Origin of the sequence: Coprococcus sp. AF99-45, assembly GCF_027663865.1 — a bacterium.
GTDB lineage: Bacteria > Bacillota > Clostridia > Lachnospirales > Lachnospiraceae > Allocoprococcus > Allocoprococcus comes.
In genome coordinates, this window is record NZ_JAQDGZ010000033.1 from 1 (window position 1) to 16331 (window position 16331).

A 16331-nucleotide genomic window follows, 5' to 3' on the forward strand; every position below is an offset into this window, starting at 1 on the left:
TTCGTTTTTTCACACGCCCTTTTACTGTTACATAGTACAAGGCATTTCTTCTGCAATTTGCTTAACAGTTTCGATCGGAATATCGAATTTATCTGCAATGAATTCACAAGTTAATCCTTTTCGTAATCCAGACTGTACAATTTTGCTTATACCTTCTTCTATGCCTTTTTCGTAAATTCCTTCACTTAAATTACACATCGTATTTGTCTCCTCCGCAAGATTAGATGCTTTTGGGAAATGATAGTCATTTTCAAGGATTGTAACCAGGTTTGGATTTAGATATTACACTTATTCTTTTGTACAGTCTTTAGCTTTCTCTATCTTCAAGGTATTCTGCAAGACTGTAATACAGTTCACCTGCAATTCCACGTATCTGCTCTGCGGCGGTCATGGAATTCAAGATTGCCTCCTGCTCTGCTTCTGCCGCAGCAAGGAAAGCACGGTCGATTATATTTTCCGGAATTGCTGATATTTGCACAAGTTCCTCCTCATAACCGGATGGGATTCTGTTTGCAGTCGTAAATCCGATCATAACCTCTCCGCTGCCATGGCCTGTGTAACCGCCGGTTCGTGCGATACCAACACCGGTTCTTTTCAGAATCCGTTTGAGCTGACGACTTGTCACTGGAAGGTCTGTAGCCAGAATACTCATAATAGAACCTTTATCTTCTTCAGATGCAGCCATATCACTCTTTTCCTGCTTCCATTCCAGAATCTTCGGACCAACAGCTTCTCCGTTCAGTACAAAATCTTCCGTTGCACCAAAGTTTGACTGAACCAGAACACCAATGGTGTATTCTTTTTCACCAATCGTGATCACGCGGGATGCAGAACCGATTCCCCCCTTCATGCCATAGCATGTCGTACCGGCACCGGCACCTACATCACCTTCTTCGAATTCTTCTGATGCTGCCGCAAAAGCCTCACGCACTTCCTTTTCGCCAATCGCCCGTTTCTGGATATGATTGATCCGGCAGTCATTGCACTCGCCAACAACCGGATTGATACTCTGTGGCTCAATTCCGTCCTTACGGCTCTGTTCGATCACGACATCAACCATTGCATCCAAAACCTTTCCGACATTTAAGGTATTGGTAAGAGCAATGGGTGTCTCGAGGGTCCCCAGTTCCTCTACCTGCACCACGCCAGCACTTTTTCCAAATCCATTATGAATGTATGCAGCTGCCGTATAGTGCTTGGCAAATGCATTGTCCGGTCCAGGAACGATCACGGTTACACCGGTATGATTTTCTTCTGTCTTCACCGTACAATGCCCTACCCGTACACCTGGCACGTCCGTAATCGCATTCCTTTCTCCTGTTTTTACTCTTCCGGGTACAATCCCAAAGTCCCGAATCCGTTTTTTCCCCATTTTGGTTTCCTCCTTGGATTATGTTGTATTTTTCAATACATGCTGGTTATAGTATAACACATCTCCGTTATTGAAGGATTTATTTTTTATTTTATGCGTCTGACTTTCGTGATCATCTCGGTTTTTACCGGTCTGTGATAGACAAATCCTGACTGCGGTTCAATGGCTTCTTCTACTTCTACATGTTCCAGTCGTTCAATCTCATCCCAGCCATCGATCACTTTTCCGATTACAGTGAAATTACCATTCAATCTCTCAGAAGCAGCAAGAGTGATATAGTACTGGCTGCCAGAACTGTTCTCTGGATCTCCTGCCATGGCAACAATCCCCCGTTCAAAAACGATTTTGGCATTTTCAGGATTGGTTTTAAATTCCGGTTCGACCATGATATCGATCTGTGGATCAACACCATCAAAAAACAGTGGCTGGAGGACAAATCCCGGTTCCAGACGTTCAATGGCTCTTCTGTCAAATATTTTCTTCTCTGCGAGCTGCATAACACTTCCGCAGGCAATCGGTGCGATTTCCGGCCAGAGTTCAAAGTGTATCACAGCATTCTCATTTACAGTTATTTCGATGATTGGTTTTTGATTCCCGGTATAATTGAATTTACCATCATTTTTCTCTTCCAGCGCTTTGATCATATGATAAGTATATTCATTGTACGGCATAGGGATTCCAAGCTCCTTTCCCATCCGCACAAGCGCACCGGAGAACATATCGATTTCCGTATGACGTCCGGCATCCAGATCCTGTAAGGTAGAATATCTGGCTGTCGGAGGAACTACGCTTCCGCGTCCGGATGAACTTCCTGTTTTACTCATATCGATTCCTTTTGCCTTCGCTACCATTTCCAGTTCTCTCTTTAATCCATCACTGATTGCTTTCATGTGGACACTGTCGCGGTAACATCCAACGCTTGTCCCCAGAATTGCCTGCGGCAGATTGTTGTATACATTCAGGCGAAATTTACACCATATCTCCTCCTGAATGTACTCGGTCGACCGGAAATGAATCCCAGTATCTGTAAACAACGCTTCCACCGCTCTCACACGCTCACTGTCAAACGGTGCAGATGGCTCTCCAAAAATAATTTCCAGTGTGGTCAGCGGATCAAAATGATAACCATCATCCTCTTTGTGTGAAGCCACTTTGATCAGTGCCGGTAAGACATGCTCCGTGCCCACTGTTCTTCCGATTATTTCTTCACTGTCGACTCCATTCATCAGGCTCATGACCACTGTATGTTCACCCGTTGTTTTTTGTATACTCTTCAATGTGCCTTCCAGTGAACCGTATTTCAAAGCAACCACCAGCAGATCCACATTATGTGCTTCTTCTGGTGACCACACCTCCGGATGGTAAATCCTGCCATTATCCGCACATCCATTTTTCCTTAGACGATCCGCTCTTTCTCCCTCGGCAATCACGCCAAGCCGGACTTCCGGTTTCTGTGAAAGTCCCCAGATCACATAGGAGCCTACCGCCCCTGCACCTAAAACTGCAACTGATTTTATCTTCATCTTCTATCTCCTTTCGTTTTACGGATACTCATATTCTCATTATACTTTTTTACAGAAAATAGATCTCTTCATTCCGCCATATGTATCATATATTAACTTGCGACTCCAATCTTTACAATATAGATTTTTTTATAACAGGAACAAATATCTTCATGTTTTTGCAGAAAAAAAAGAGACTCCACAAGGCAATGTCATTAAGTTAAGATGACCAATCAAGATCTTAGCATCAGAAATGATGCTAGGGCCTTTGTAATTAAGAACATCTTGATTGCAAGGATGTAACGCATATGAGCAATTATATTAATCAAGTTTCAGATTCTCTAAAGAATCATATTTCGGAATTAGCTAACAATCCATGTTTATTTCTTCGAAACCCCAATGTCGATTTCTCTCGAAAACGGAAAATTGATTTCAAAACTTTTATTTGAGATGGGGAATAGAAACTTCATTCAGAGAATTAAAATATGCCATAGGATTAACAAGTTTCCATGCACGAAAACCAGATTTTATTAAACAAGGAATATATGCGCGATTACTTTTGTATAACTATTGTGAATTAATAACAACACATGTAATAAAACAAATGAAAAACAATGATAAAACAAAACAGGTGAACTTTACAATCGCCATTTATATTTGTAGAGAAGGACGCATGAAAAAACTCTCGTTTTTTCACACGCCCTTTCTGATATTTTTTGATTCTCTTTTTCTGTCGCAAAATAATAAACCACCTCTTGGTGAGCAGACCAACTTTTTTCGCATATTCAGCTTTTTCCTTGCGCTCTAAAGCGAGTTTTTCTTTCAGATTATCCTCTCGTGTGTCATCAAAAACTACGGATGCTTTATCGAGGAACTCCTTCTTCCAGTTTCGGAGAAGATTCGGCTGAATATTGTTTTCGGTTGCGATTGTATTTAAGTCTTTTTCTCCTTTGAGCAGTTCAATCACTAATTCTGATTTGAATTTGGCGGAGAAATCCCTATCCTTTTATTCAATCCCCATTACTTCTCCTAGTGCAAGCACCGCATTTCTTACGCATTCCGGACATTCACAAAGTACCTTTCCTGTGCCGACGCCCTTCAACTCCCTGCAGATCGTTGCTCCGCATTTTTGCTGAAACTTTGCAAGGATTTCTTTGGAATAACGAGGCGTTCCGGCTCCGGCGGTCAGGATTCCGGCGGTCATCACAGCTCCTATGAGTGCCCCGCAGGTTGCTTCCAGACATCCCATTCCAGCTGCATAGCCTGCGGTTAATTTCATCAGTGTCTCATCGTCCAATGAAAGCTTATCTTCAAATACTTTTACCACTGCCTGGGAACAGTTGCATGCTCCGGCAGTTTTTAAATCTGCAGCTTTTGCTGCGCGTTCTTCGATTGTCATATTCAGTACCTCTTTTATTTTATTCAATCTGGTAAAATTTTTTCAAAGGCTTCGCCTCAGTCTTAGCTGCTCTCTGAAAAAATTCCGGTATATTCTCCATATACCTGTAAATATACACAGGGAACAGACTGATGCCTGTTCCCTGCCTGTTAATTTCTATTATAACATAAATCTGTTAGAATCCCATCCACTTTTTCAGAATACCGGGACACATTCTTTTAAATTTGATACATTCTGAATCCTAGATCATCTCTAAAAATGCAGCAATTCGTGTATCCAGCTGTCCGATATCTGCCTGAGAATAATCGGTCTCTACATGGATATACGGAAGTCCTTTAGATTTTACAAATTTCTCAATGCTCTTTGCCTCAATATTGTAAGTATGACATGCCTGAAGTGTCATTTCTACTACACCCTCGATATTATACTCTTCAAGGAGTCTTCCCATCAGTTCAATACGGTTGTTATCTGGTGTCATAACGGAACATCCGATTGCAAGATATCTCTCTGCAATTGCTTTGTAGATGTCCTCTGCATCTTCATCGATGAGACGGTCAACAGATTTTGCACCTCCACAGTTTTCATAGACTACAACATTTCCACCGTGTTCTTCGATGGCTTTTACAACCTTCATCGGTGCACCGCTGCTTGGACATCCGGTTAAAAGGATACGTTTCTTTCTCTCTGGTTTTTCCTTTTCTTCGTATTCTTTCATCAGCTTTTCACGAAGGGCATCAATTTCTGCCGGCATTTTTTCTTTGTCGAATTTGAACTGGCTTCCATAGAGAACACCGAACAGCTGGGAACCGTTCATCGGAGCTGGATCATTTTTCATAACTTCGTAGAATTTCTTCAGTGCAATACGTCCCTGGTTGGATACATGAACAGCATGGCGCACTTTTTCTTCTGTGATCTCTACATTAAATGTCTTTTCCAGATATTCTTTGAAACGGATGATCTCTTTTGTCCACAGTTCCAGGGAATCTTCTCTCTGTGAGTTTGGAAGTTCCATGATATAGACATTTTTGAATTCTTTCATCAGTTCGTACATCTTTTTCTTTCCATCACAGGTTGTCTCTCCGACTACCACGTCTGAGAAATAGAAGAATGGACATTTGTCAGATACGGCAAAACCGTAACTTGCCTTTACCATCGGGCACAGATTCTTCGGCAGATCCTTTTCTGCGATCGGGATCGTTTCATCGGATGTAGAGCAAAGTCCTACGGTAACTGCTCCCATAGCCATTGCGATTTCCTGTGGAAAGTAGGTACAGTACGCACCTACAACCGGAATTCCTTTGTCCTTTACTTCTTTCATTACCAGGAAAGATCTCTGTCTCTGCTCTGCAAATTCTTCAAAAATCTCCGGCAGCTCTTTTACTAATTCCATTTTTCTTTTCCTCCTTTATTGTATGCATTTTAAGCATTGAATACATATTTATCCAGACGGTCAAATGCTTCTTTCACTCTGGATGTCGGCAGTGCAAGGTTCATACGGATATACCATTCACCATGGAATGGCTTTCCGTTCTGCCAGAACACACCTGCTTCATATCCCATCTTCAGAACGTCTTCCAGACTCTTATCATGTGCCTTGCACCATTCTTCACAGTTAACAAACAGCATATAGGTTCCCTGCGGTCTGGTTACGGAAACACCTTCAAAATGTTTGTCGATATAATCACATGCATAAGCGACATTTTCCCCGATCACTTCTCGAAGCTCGCCTACCCATTCTTGTCCTTCCGGTGTATACGCACCCATCAGTGCATGCATGGACAGCACATTCATCGAATTGTAATGGCAGAGGGAGGACTCTTTTAAAACTCTGTCTTTCAGACGTTTGTTGTATATAATATGATAGCTTCCGATCAGTCCGGCAAGGTTGAAGGTCTTTGACGGTGCGTATAAAGCAATCGTTCTGTTTCTTGCATCTTCAGATACAGACTGGGTTGGAATATGTTCGTTTCCATATAAAATAATATCGGACCAGATTTCATCGGAAATGACGGTCACATCGTATTTTTTATAGATTTCCATTGCTTTCTCGATTTCCCAGCGCTCCCATACACGACCGGTCGGATTGTGCGGTGAACAGAAAACGGCTGCATGGATCTTGTTTTTCACGATCTTCTCTTCCATATCCTCAAAGTCCATCCGCCAGATGCCTTCTTCGTCCTTTTTCAGCGGACTGTGGATGATATGGTAGCCATTATTATTCAGTGTGCCGGTAAATCCTATGTAAGTCGGTGCATGGACAAGGACATTATCACCCTGTGAGCAGACCGCGTGAAGTGCACTTGCCACGCCACCTAAAACTCCATTCTCATAACCGATATGTTCTTTTTTCAGTCCGGTCACATGATTCCGTTCTTCATGCCACTTGATGATGCTGTTGTAATACTCATCTCTGGTAATAAAATATCCATAGGTCGGATGTTTCGCTCTTTCAATGATCGCTTCGGTGATCTTCGGGAGTGCCGGAAAATTCATGTCCGCAACCCACATCGGAATGTAATCCAGCCCTTCTCTTACTTCTACTTTTTTCCCCGGCCCAAGCATATTTGGAAGGATATCCACTGCAAGGGCATCTTTTCCTTTACGGTCAATAATACTTGTAAAATCGTACTTCATTTTTCTTTCTCCTCTGTTACATACATTTTTTTCTTTTAGTCATCATACAGGTGACATGCCACCTGGTGACCTTTGGATACTTCTTTTAATTCCGGACGGACTTCCAGGCAGATATCCATGCATTTGCTACATCTTCCGCAGAAACGGCAGCCTTTTGGTGGATCGATCGGGCTTGGCACATCTCCGGTGAGAAAATGACGTCCCCGGCTTTTTGCCAGATCCGGATCGGCGATCGGAATTGACTCCAGAAGTGCCTGCGTGTACGGATGATACGGCTTTTCATATAATTCCGCAGCCGGTGAAATTTCCACCAGCTTTCCAAGATACATCACTCCGATATTATCGGAAATATGCTTTACCATGGCAAGGTCATGGGCGATAAACAGCATCGTCAGATGCCGTTCTTTCTGCAAGGTCATCAGGAGGTTCATGATCTGCGCCTGGATAGATACGTCAAGTGCTGAAATCGGTTCATCACAGAACAGAAATTCCGGGTTAACTGCAAGTGCCCTTGCAATTCCGATTCTCTGGCGCTGTCCACCGGAAAATTCATGGACATTTCTGGTAGCATGCTCGGCATTTAAGCCAACCATCTCTAGAAGTTCCATCACCCGTTTCTGCTCTTCTTCTTTACTTTTTGTCAGATGATGGATCCGCATCCCTTCACTTACGATCTGATACACTTTCTGGTGTGGATCCAGCGAAGCATACGGATCCTGGAAAATGGTCTGCACCTTCTGTGTAAATGCATTTCTCTCTGCTTTACTCATCTGATGCACATCTTTTCCCTGATACAACACCTGTCCGTCTGTCTTCGTAAGGATTCCGGTACAGGTTTTCCCGCAAGTCGTCTTTCCACATCCTGATTCTCCTACGATTCCGAAAGTTTCTCCTTTATGAATCGTAAAAGACACGTCATCAACTGCCTTTAAAACACGTTTATGACTTGCCGGAAAATATTTTTTCAGATTTTTTACTTCTAATACAACTTCTTTTTCTATCATGCGTCTGTCCTCCCGAACGGAACACCGCTTCTGTCAGCACGTGGATCCATCAGCCAGCACGCAACGCTGTGCTCATCCGTAATGTGCGTAACTTTCGGTTTTTCTTCTTCACAGATTTTCATTGCATATGGACAGCGCGTGCAAAAACTGCAGCCTTTTGGCGGGTAGATCATATCCGGTATATTTCCCTCAATGGTATTTAAAATTGTTTTGTCTTCATCATCGATCCGCGGAACGGACTGGAGAAGTGCCCATGTATACGGGTGTTGCTGGTGATAAAAGATATCCCTTGCCGTTCCTCTTTCCACGATTTCTCCGGCATACATAACGATGATCTCATCAGCCATATCTGCAACCACTCCAAGATCATGTGTGATAATAATGATGGACATACCAAGCTTTTCCTGCAACTCTTCCATCAGCGCAATGATCTGTGCCTGTATTGTCACATCCAGTGCTGTTGTCGGCTCGTCTGCGATCAAAAGCTGCGGATGTGTCACCATAGCGCAGGCAATCATCACTCTCTGACGCATTCCACCGGATAACTCATGGGGATATTTGTTCATACACCCTTCCGGATCCGGAACCCCGGTCTGCTTCAGCATTTCCAACGATTTCTGATAAATTTCTTCCTTCGAAAGACTACTCTCGTGATTCTTCAGATTTTCTGCAATCTGCTTTCCAACCTTCATCGTCGGATTTAAGGATACCAGTGCATCCTGGAAAACCATCGAGCATTCTTTTCCACGGAAGGTATTCCACTCTTTTTCCGTATACCCGGTAAGCTCTTTTCCCTGGTAAATGATCTTACTTTCCGGCTTTACCTTTCCCGGTTTCTCGATCAGTCCCATCAGGGATTTGGCAGTTACGGATTTTCCACATCCTGATTCACCTACCAATGCAGTTGTCTTTCCTTTTTTTACATCAAATGAAATTCCTCTTACAGACTGTACTTCGCCTGCATATGTAAAATAGGATACAGATAAATTCTCTACTTCCAATAATTTTTCCATCTTCTATCCTCCAGGCTTACTTTACAATCTTTGGTTCCAGTGCGGTTCTAAGGACATCACCAAGTAAATTGAAACTCAGTACTGTACACAGAATCAGAACTCCCGGAAATACCGCAAGTCTCGGTGCATCCAGAATATGTCCCTGCGCACTCTGCAGCATACTTCCCCAGGAAGCTCTTGGAATCTGTACTCCAAGTCCAAGGAAACTTAAGGACGACTCCATCAGAATCGCATTGGCAATTCCAAGGCTTGCCGCTACGATGACCGGTCCCATAATATTCGGTACAATATGTTCCACTGCAATCCGGAAACTTCCGGCTCCCAGATTCCTTGCGGCGGTCACATAATCTCTTTCTTTGACAGACATGGTTTCCGCCCTTGTAATTCTCGCCACCTGTGCCCAGGAAAAAAGACTGAGTACCGCGATCAGAGTAAACAGGCCCGGACGCAAGATCGTATTCAGTACAACCATCAGAAGCATACTCGGAAGTGCCAGGAAAATATCGGTGAAGCGCATCAGGAACATATCCACTTTTCCACCAAAATATCCAGAAGTAATACCGATTGCCGTTCCGAGGATTACAGTCATGATCATCGAACAAAAACCAACCGTAAGAGAAATACGTCCTCCGTAAAGTGCTCTGGTAAAATAGTCTCTTCCGTATTCATCTGTCCCGAAAATATGCTTTGCAGAGATTCCCTGCAGTTTTTCAGCAACATTGATCTTATTCGGATCATATGGACTAAGCGGTGCCAGAATGGAAGCTATGATAATGATCAGGAGAATGATGATACTCACCAGTGCAATCTTATTGGAAAAAAGCTCTTTTTTGATATCTTTCCACACACTGTGATCATATGAAATCAACTCCTGGGTTTTCTTTTTTTCAATTCGTTTAAATCTAGTATCAGTCATTTGCCATATCCTCCCTCTTGATTCTCGGATCTGCAAATGCATACAGAATATCTGCAATAAAGTTACCGACAACCAGAATAATTCCGGACAACATGACGTATGCCATAATCACCGGATAATCACGGACACCGATCGCAGTCATTGCAAGGGTACCTATTCCCGGCCATCCAAAAACACTTTCAATGATAAACGATCCACAGACTATGGATGCCAGATTCATTCCAAGCAATGTGATGATCGGAAGCAGTGTATTTTTCAAAATATGTCTTTTTAAAAGTTTTCCACCTGTCGTTCCTTTTGCTTTTGCTGCAAGAACGTATTCTTCTCCAAGCTGTCCGATCGTATTAGAACGGATATAGCGGATAAAGACTGCCAGGTTGGAAAGGCTCAGGGTGATACATGGCATGATCATATGCTTCACCGTATCCAGGAACGATTCATTTCCCACCGAATGCATACCTGATGATGGAAGAATATGAAGTTTCGCCGCAAACACAATGATCAGCACCATTCCAAGCCAGAAAGACGGAATTGACATACCAATATAGGAAAGTCCACTGATGATATTATCAATCCAGGTATTCTTGCGGTATCCCGACCAGAGTCCGAGTGGGATTGCCAGAAGCACAGAAAGAACCAATGCGGCTCCCATCAGCTGCAGGGTTGCCGGAAGACGCTTGATGATCTGCTCAGATACGGAAGTATGGTTTGCAAGAGAAATTCCGAAATCTCCTTTCAGCACTTCTTTTGCCCATCCCCAATACTGCTCCGGCATACTTTTGTTAAGTCCGAGATTCTCTCTGATTGCTTCTTTTTCCTCATCTGACATCTGTTCATTCAAATACATACCGGAAATATCTCCCGGTGCTGCATAGATCACGGCAAATGAGAAAAAAGAAATCAAAATCGTGACAATAATCAGCTGAATCCCTTTCTTTACGAAATATTTTGCCATATTTCTTTTCTCCTTTAAAAGAGGGACCGGCACAAAGGTCATCTTGTGCTTCAGCCCCTCTTCGTCTGCTAAAATACAATATAATTAGTCTACTTTGATCTTCAGGTAATCAACGAATTCCGGAACAACCGGTACTGCATCCAGACCTGTTACATTTTTCTGAGATACCATCACATAATTGGTGTAAGTAAGTGGGTATTCCCAGTATTCTGATAAAGTCAGATCCTGCAGATCATTTGCAAGCTGCTTTGCTTCGTCTTTGTCTGCTGCTGCGTTTACCTTTGCTGCAAGCTGTCCGGCTTCATCACTGAATCCCCATGCTTTGGAGCTGCTGTTGATGTAGCTGTAAGCCTGTCCAAGACTGCTTCCACGCTCAGAATCCCATCCATTTGTACCAAGATCCCACTGATCTTCTTCCCCTGACTGGAACATAATTGCGAAGAATCTCTGGAAGAATGCGTTGGAATCCAGACCTTCTACATCAAGCGTTACGCCGATTTCTGCGAGCTGCTGCTGAAGAACTGTTGCAACTTCTTCCATGTTCGGACGGTCTGCATTGTAAACATATTTCAGAGTTGTTCCTTCGATTCCTGAAGATTTGGCAAGTTTCTTTGCTTCTTCAAGATCCTGCTCGTAACCTTTACAGTCTTTGTTGTAAAGAGACTGATCTGGTGTCAGAAGACTGTTTGCAACCGTTGCAAGTTCGTCACTTCCGTATGCGGTATCGATGATCTCATCTGCATTGATTGCAAGGAAGATCGCTTTTCTTGCATCTTCTGTAAGTTTGTCTTTTGCAGGTCCGTAAGGATTGATCTGCAGGTAATTCAGTCTTGCTTCTGAGAAGGAGCTGATATTGTAATTATCGTCACCTTCATATTTTTTCAGTTCTTCCGGAGTTGTAATTCTCATGTAAGAGATTTCTCCGTTTTCAAATGCAACCTGTTTGGTGCTTCCGGAACCGATCGTCTTCATAACAACTTTCTTAACGCTCGGTGTTTCTCTGTAATAATCATCACGTGCAGTATATACGATACTGTCATCATTGATCTCTGCTACCGTGTAAGCTCCGGAAGTAGCCATATCTGTGGAATTAAAGTATCCGCTTCCTTCTACTTTTGTATAATCATTGTCAAATGCGTGTGACGGATAAATCATCATTCTGCCAATTGCTGCTGTATAAGTTGCATATGGTTCAGGAAGGACAATTTCCAGTGTCTTATCATCTTTTTTGTTAAATACAACTTCCTGTTTATTGATTGTATTATAAGAAGATTTTCCACCAGAATTTCTTCCGGCATAATTCATTGTAAATAAGATATCATCTACAGTAACCGGTTCGCCATCGCTCCAGTTTGCTTTCTCATTCAGATGAATGGTGTATGTTTTGGCATCTTCTGAAATATCAAGCTTATCTGCCAGATAATATTCGATTCCATCCTTTGTTTCTACAAATAATGGTTCAAAGATCGGACGAACCAGAGAGGTCTGGTCATCACTGGCTGTACTTGGCTCCAGAGATGTTGGCATATAATTCAATGCAACTGTAAAAGTCCCATCACTTTTTGCCTCTTTCTTCGTGTCTTCTGTCTTTGCGCTGCTGTCTTTCTTGTCAGAACTTCCACCACATCCGGCAAGCATACCGACTGCTAAAATTCCTGCACACAATAATGCGAGTGCTCTTCTTTTCATTTTCCTTTTTCCTCCATTGTATTTTCCTTAAGTTGTTCTGTCTGTGTATCCCCTTGTTAACAACTCTTCAAAAATACTACCAAAATGTTTTTTTCTTTGCAAATTGCTTTTTTCTATCAATTTTTGTACTTATTGATATCGTTTATCAATAATTCCAGAAAACGCTGATTTCCCGTTATTTTTGTATCTTTTAACAATTTATTGCTTTTATCTATAGTAAAAAATATAACTTTTTTACAATTTCTTTTACCTTTTTTGCAATGTGTATTGTATAATGATTACAAAAGATTTGTTAAATTTTATTCAACATGAAAGGTTTATAAATGAAAAAATTGTATGAGCAAAGCCCTGAAATGCAGCTGTCCGGCAAATGCCAGCTGCGCCATGTAAAATGCACGCACCACAAAGGATATCTGCTGGAAGATCTTTCCATGATCAAAAGCGGATTTTATGAGATCATCTTTTGTAAAAGCGGAGATTTTCTGTTCCGCATCGGCCAGAAACGGCATTTTATTACAAATGGCGATATTCTGGTTATTCCACCGGATATTCCACACTACTTTACTTCCAGTGATCTCGTTGCAAACTATTATGATTTTATCACTGTATGGCTGGAAAAATCATATATTTCCAATCTGAAAAGCCAGCTTCCGGCCCTTAAGGAATCTGTTTTCAATATTGACACACCTCATCTTCTTCATACTACCAATAAGCTGTGTAATTTTGAGGAAGAATTTGAAACCTTTTACCGGGAATATGCTTCTTATGGGGAGCTTTCTGAAACCTATGCCTGTGGTGCATCCACCTGTCTTCTGGTAAAAGTCATTAACTATGCCCTGAAATATTCCAACGAATTTATTGAGATCGAATCCGATCAGACCAATCAGATCGTCCGCTATCTGGATCAGCATTTTCTGAAAGAAATCGGTGTGGAGGATCTGGCGCGTACTTTCCACATGAGCAAGAGCAGTCTGAACAAATTTTTTCAGAAACAACTGAATACAACCTGTCATCAGTATATTTTAAAGAAACGGCTGGCACTTGCGGTCTCGCTGATCCGGCAGGATGTTCCGCTTAAAACGGTTGCTGTCCAGTCCGGTTTTGGAGACTATTCTTCATTTTTTCGTGCTTTTAAGAAAATGTATCATATTTCCCCGACCGAATGTCAGGCAGACAATGAAAAACTGAAAAAGATCAAACATTAGCCGGGAGAATGACTTGTCTGAATAATGCCGACATGCAAAAAACTTCGGATATTCTGGATTTTCGCCAGTGATCCGAAGTTTTTCTTGTTTAATATTTCTTTTTTTGATTGTCTTTATTTCACCAGATGTACTTCTGCCTTCTTCTCATTCAGCTTCTGTGCAGTCTCATGCTCATTGACATAGATACTGATATGTTTTTCTTTACCGGAAGTATCGTAATCTTCTGCAGTAAATACATGTCCGTCAATGATCACCTTTGTTCCATACGGAATCTCATCCGGGTCAACCGCAATGGTCTGCCCTTCAACAACCGGAGTTCCGGTTGCTTTGACTTTGCTTGCCTTCGCACGGCAAGTCTCGCAGGAACAATAATAATCAATGGTATACTCTCCAATACTGTCTCCATACCGTTCGGCTGTAGCGTTCTGTTCGTTTACATCCGTGCCTTCCAGATTATAATTTTCTTCCAGGATTCTGGTTGCCCAGACAGCTTCCGGAATATATACCGTTCCCGAAATGATTCCCTGGTCTTCATTTGCAGCTTCGATGGTCTTTCCGTCTCCTGCATACATCACAACATGATGGACATAACCGTCTTTTGCATAGAAAATCAAATCCCCCGGCTGTGCGTCTTCAACCGGAATCTTGGTTCCATACTGGCTCTGATCTTCGGCTACTCTTGGCAGATTATAGCCAAAAGTCTTATAGATCTGCTGTACAAATCCGGAGCAGTCCGCCCCTTCTGTCAGGCTTGTACCGCCCCATACATAAGGATTGCCAATGAACTGTGCGGCAAAATCCAGCATTGCCTGGCGGATTGCATTCCCCGGTGTTCCCGGCTTTACAGAAGCATAGCTATAATAAAGTGCCTGGTTATCTTCCGGTGCGATCAGTTCTGTAGCTGTCTGGTAAGCACCTTCGCCTGCTGCTTCTACCTGCGCTTTTACTTCATCTCCAGTCTGAACAGCCTCTTTAGAGACAAAGCCACGGACATCCCCGGATTCTACATAGATCCAGTCTTTCTCTGCATCCGCAAGGATATAACACAGATTACCCTGGGACATGGTTCCGATCACACGTGACTGTCCATTTGCCTCTTCCTGGATTGCTACAGTTCCATCCGACTTTGATGCATCTGCCAGTGCGTATTTTTTCGTAGCCAGTGTCTGATTTACGGTTGCACGTACATGGGTAAATGCCTGATTTTCATTTGCCGGAACCGTTTCTTTTGCAAGAGATGCTGTCCCTTCGATTCCAGTATATGCACTCTTGGCTTTTTTTGCAGCTTTTTTTGCCTGCTTCTGGTATCCGCTCAACAGTACCTGTGCTGCATCTCCGGTATAAAGCTCGGATTCTTTTACAAATCCTCTGACCTTTCCGGATTCTACATACAGCCATCCATTCTTTTCTTCTTTCAGAATGTAGAGAAGTCCATCCTGTGAAATTTCTCCGACAGAACGCACCTTTTCGGCCAACTGCCGGGATGCAAGGGACGCATTTAAAGTATCATCCTGCAATGCTACGGCAGTATCAGAGTTTAAGGATGACTTCTTTTCCGAAGTGTCTGCTGTGTTTTTTAATGTCCCGGCAGAAAATGTATTAAGCTGTACTTTCTTTTCCGTTTTCGTCTTTTTCGCAGAAGATTTCGTCTTTGATTTCTTCGCCTTTACAGAAGTTTCCTTATGAAACAGTTTTTTAGCATCGGCTGTTGCTTCCTGAATATCACTTTCTGTCCGATCAGTATCAACGGCTCCACTGATATCTTCCGGAATTGCCTCACGTATGCTGATCTTTGTCTTTGCAAATGCATATTTTCTCGCAACTGTCCAGAAACGGAAATCTTCTTCGTATTCCGGAAGACTGACGATCTGCTGTCTCTTGACCAGTTCTTCATTGGTCATCTTGTGTTCACTATCCTGCGCATTTTTTTCCTGCTCCTGCGCTTTGTTTTCTTCTGAGTCTTCTGTCTGGTCTTCCGAAGGCTGCTGTTCATTGTTCACATTGCCATCTGAAGGCTGCTGTGGTGTATCCGGATTGGCCGGATCTGTCGGTTGCTCCGGCGTAACCGGCACATCCGGGTTAGCCGGGATTACTTCTACTTCATCTCCTGTTATCGGATCAACCTTCCATCCTGTTTTCGTTGCATCACGCAGACCGGTATCTTCCAGATATCCAGTCTCTTCATTGTATCTTATTTCTTCATTATGAATCATCTCCAGGACAAGATCTGATACTTCTGTAAGTGTATCACGCCCATCAATGGATTTTGCCTGTAATTTTTCTCCATTTTCTGATCCATTAGAAGTAACATCTGTAAGACCGCCCTCTGCCGCCCAAGCTGTTGCCGGAGCGCTGAAAGTAAGTCCGAAAACAAGTAATCCTGCTAGAATTTTTGCTCCTGTCATTTTTGCTACCTGTATATTTCTATATTTCAAAATCTGTTGCTCCTTCTTACAAATTCTGTAAAATGCAGTCCTTTTAGTCGAAACGCGACATTTTTATTTTACTACTCTTTGACAAAACCGTCCATATTTCATTAAAAATATTTCTGATAAAATTTTTCAAACTCAGAGAGTAATTTCTTTCGGAAAATATTTTGGTAAAATGAAAAAAAGAAAATGGGGATGTGAAAAAACTCGATT

At 42.4% G+C, this 16331-nt stretch carries 14 protein-coding genes and 2 pseudogenes; 2 read left to right on the forward strand and 14 right to left on the reverse strand.

All coding sequences use genetic code 11. From position 1 onward, the window contains the following. Nucleotides 1-27: 27 nt before the first annotated feature. The 4 genes and pseudogenes from PGR14_RS15195 to PGR14_RS15205 form a co-directional block, all read right to left on the reverse strand. Nucleotides 28-198 (reverse strand): hypothetical protein, encoded by a 171-nt coding sequence (locus tag PGR14_RS15195; protein ID WP_022220354.1) that lies wholly within the window; start codon nucleotides 196-198, stop codon nucleotides 28-30. Between the two features lie 109 nt (nucleotides 199-307). Then, nucleotides 308-1372: a P1 family peptidase gene (locus PGR14_RS15200; protein ID WP_008370519.1), complete on the reverse strand. Its 1065-nt coding sequence runs from the start codon at nucleotides 1370-1372 to the stop codon at nucleotides 308-310. 86 nt (nucleotides 1373-1458) lie between these two features. Next, entirely contained in the window at nucleotides 1459-1953 is a 495-nt protein-coding gene (locus PGR14_RS16425) for a peptidylprolyl isomerase (protein WP_416387370.1), read from the reverse strand. A gap of 3 nt (nucleotides 1954-1956) precedes the next feature. Further along, nucleotides 1957-2895 (reverse strand): annotated as a pseudogene (locus PGR14_RS15205) (ketopantoate reductase family protein); the annotation flags it as partial. Nucleotides 2896-3319: 424 nt separating this feature from the next. Here PGR14_RS15205 and PGR14_RS15210 point away from each other — a divergent pair. Then, the gene (locus tag PGR14_RS15210) at nucleotides 3320-3682 is read left to right on the forward strand and encodes a transposase (RefSeq protein WP_243272407.1); all 363 of its coding nucleotides are present in this window, start codon (nucleotides 3320-3322) and stop codon (nucleotides 3680-3682) included. A 15-nt stretch (nucleotides 3683-3697) separates the two neighbouring features. Here PGR14_RS15210 and PGR14_RS16325 read toward each other — a convergent pair. The 9 genes and pseudogenes from PGR14_RS16325 to PGR14_RS15255 form a co-directional block, all read right to left on the reverse strand. Then, nucleotides 3698-3862, reverse strand: a pseudogene (locus PGR14_RS16325) (transposase); the annotation flags it as partial. Nucleotides 3863-3880: 18 nt separating this feature from the next. Next, on the reverse strand, nucleotides 3881-4273 hold the full coding sequence (locus tag PGR14_RS15220; protein WP_044998646.1) for a C-GCAxxG-C-C family protein: 393 nt from the start codon (nucleotides 4271-4273) through the stop codon (nucleotides 3881-3883). A 241-nt stretch (nucleotides 4274-4514) separates the two neighbouring features. Further along, nucleotides 4515-5663 (reverse strand): double-cubane-cluster-containing anaerobic reductase, encoded by a 1149-nt coding sequence (locus PGR14_RS15225; protein WP_008370525.1) that lies wholly within the window; start codon nucleotides 5661-5663, stop codon nucleotides 4515-4517. Nucleotides 5664-5692: 29 nt separating this feature from the next. After that, nucleotides 5693-6907, reverse strand: coding sequence for a MalY/PatB family protein (locus PGR14_RS15230; protein WP_055296620.1), 1215 nt, complete (start codon nucleotides 6905-6907; stop codon nucleotides 5693-5695). A gap of 35 nt (nucleotides 6908-6942) precedes the next feature. Further along, nucleotides 6943-7911, reverse strand: a complete 969-nt coding sequence (locus PGR14_RS15235; protein ID WP_173690534.1) for an ABC transporter ATP-binding protein — start codon at nucleotides 7909-7911, stop codon at nucleotides 6943-6945. Beyond that, the gene (locus PGR14_RS15240) at nucleotides 7908-8924 is read right to left on the reverse strand and encodes an ABC transporter ATP-binding protein (protein ID WP_118199186.1); all 1017 of its coding nucleotides are present in this window, start codon (nucleotides 8922-8924) and stop codon (nucleotides 7908-7910) included. The genes PGR14_RS15235 and PGR14_RS15240 overlap by 4 nt, the downstream gene beginning before the upstream one ends. Nucleotides 8925-8940: 16 nt before the next feature. After that, nucleotides 8941-9840 carry an ABC transporter permease gene (locus PGR14_RS15245; RefSeq protein WP_118199185.1) on the reverse strand — a complete coding sequence of 300 codons (900 nt, stop codon included), beginning with the start codon at nucleotides 9838-9840 and terminating at the stop codon, nucleotides 8941-8943. After that, nucleotides 9833-10795, reverse strand: a complete 963-nt coding sequence (locus PGR14_RS15250; RefSeq protein WP_044998647.1) for an ABC transporter permease — start codon at nucleotides 10793-10795, stop codon at nucleotides 9833-9835. The genes PGR14_RS15245 and PGR14_RS15250 overlap by 8 nt, the downstream gene beginning before the upstream one ends. A gap of 84 nt (nucleotides 10796-10879) precedes the next feature. Continuing rightward, nucleotides 10880-12484 (reverse strand): ABC transporter substrate-binding protein, encoded by a 1605-nt coding sequence (locus PGR14_RS15255; RefSeq protein ID WP_008370544.1) that lies wholly within the window; start codon nucleotides 12482-12484, stop codon nucleotides 10880-10882. Between the two features lie 323 nt (nucleotides 12485-12807). Between PGR14_RS15255 and PGR14_RS15260 the strand changes: the two genes are divergently transcribed. After that, nucleotides 12808-13689: an AraC family transcriptional regulator gene (locus PGR14_RS15260; protein WP_270223658.1), complete on the forward strand. Its 882-nt coding sequence runs from the start codon at nucleotides 12808-12810 to the stop codon at nucleotides 13687-13689. A gap of 113 nt (nucleotides 13690-13802) precedes the next feature. Here PGR14_RS15260 and PGR14_RS15265 read toward each other — a convergent pair whose 3' ends face one another. Beyond that, entirely contained in the window at nucleotides 13803-16124 is a 2322-nt protein-coding gene (locus tag PGR14_RS15265; RefSeq protein WP_270223659.1) for a C40 family peptidase, read from the reverse strand. Nucleotides 16125-16331 lie beyond the last annotated feature (207 nt).

Excerpts from the sequence above, each read along its gene's own strand:
- PGR14_RS15255 (WP_008370544.1), bottom strand. The coding sequence starts at position 12,484 with ATGAAAAGAAGAGCACTCGCATTATTGTGTGCAGGAATTTTAGCAGTC.
- PGR14_RS15245 (WP_118199185.1), bottom strand. The coding sequence starts at position 9,840 with ATGACTGATACTAGATTTAAACGAATTGAAAAAAAGAAAACCCAGGAG.
- PGR14_RS15230 (WP_055296620.1), bottom strand. The coding sequence starts at position 6,907 with ATGAAGTACGATTTTACAAGTATTATTGACCGTAAAGGAAAAGATGCC.
- PGR14_RS15200 (WP_008370519.1), bottom strand. The coding sequence starts at position 1,372 with ATGGGGAAAAAACGGATTCGGGACTTTGGGATTGTACCCGGAAGAGTA.
- PGR14_RS15220 (WP_044998646.1), bottom strand. The coding sequence starts at position 4,273 with ATGACAATCGAAGAACGCGCAGCAAAAGCTGCAGATTTAAAAACTGCC.
- PGR14_RS15195 (WP_022220354.1), bottom strand. The coding sequence starts at position 198 with ATGTGTAATTTAAGTGAAGGAATTTACGAAAAAGGCATAGAAGAAGGT.
- PGR14_RS15240 (WP_118199186.1), bottom strand. The coding sequence starts at position 8,924 with ATGGAAAAATTATTGGAAGTAGAGAATTTATCTGTATCCTATTTTACA.
- PGR14_RS15250 (WP_044998647.1), bottom strand. The coding sequence starts at position 10,795 with ATGGCAAAATATTTCGTAAAGAAAGGGATTCAGCTGATTATTGTCACG.
- PGR14_RS15260 (WP_270223658.1), top strand. The coding sequence starts at position 12,808 with ATGAAAAAATTGTATGAGCAAAGCCCTGAAATGCAGCTGTCCGGCAAA.
- PGR14_RS15235 (WP_173690534.1), bottom strand. The coding sequence starts at position 7,911 with ATGATAGAAAAAGAAGTTGTATTAGAAGTAAAAAATCTGAAAAAATAT.
- PGR14_RS15225 (WP_008370525.1), bottom strand. The coding sequence starts at position 5,663 with ATGGAATTAGTAAAAGAGCTGCCGGAGATTTTTGAAGAATTTGCAGAG.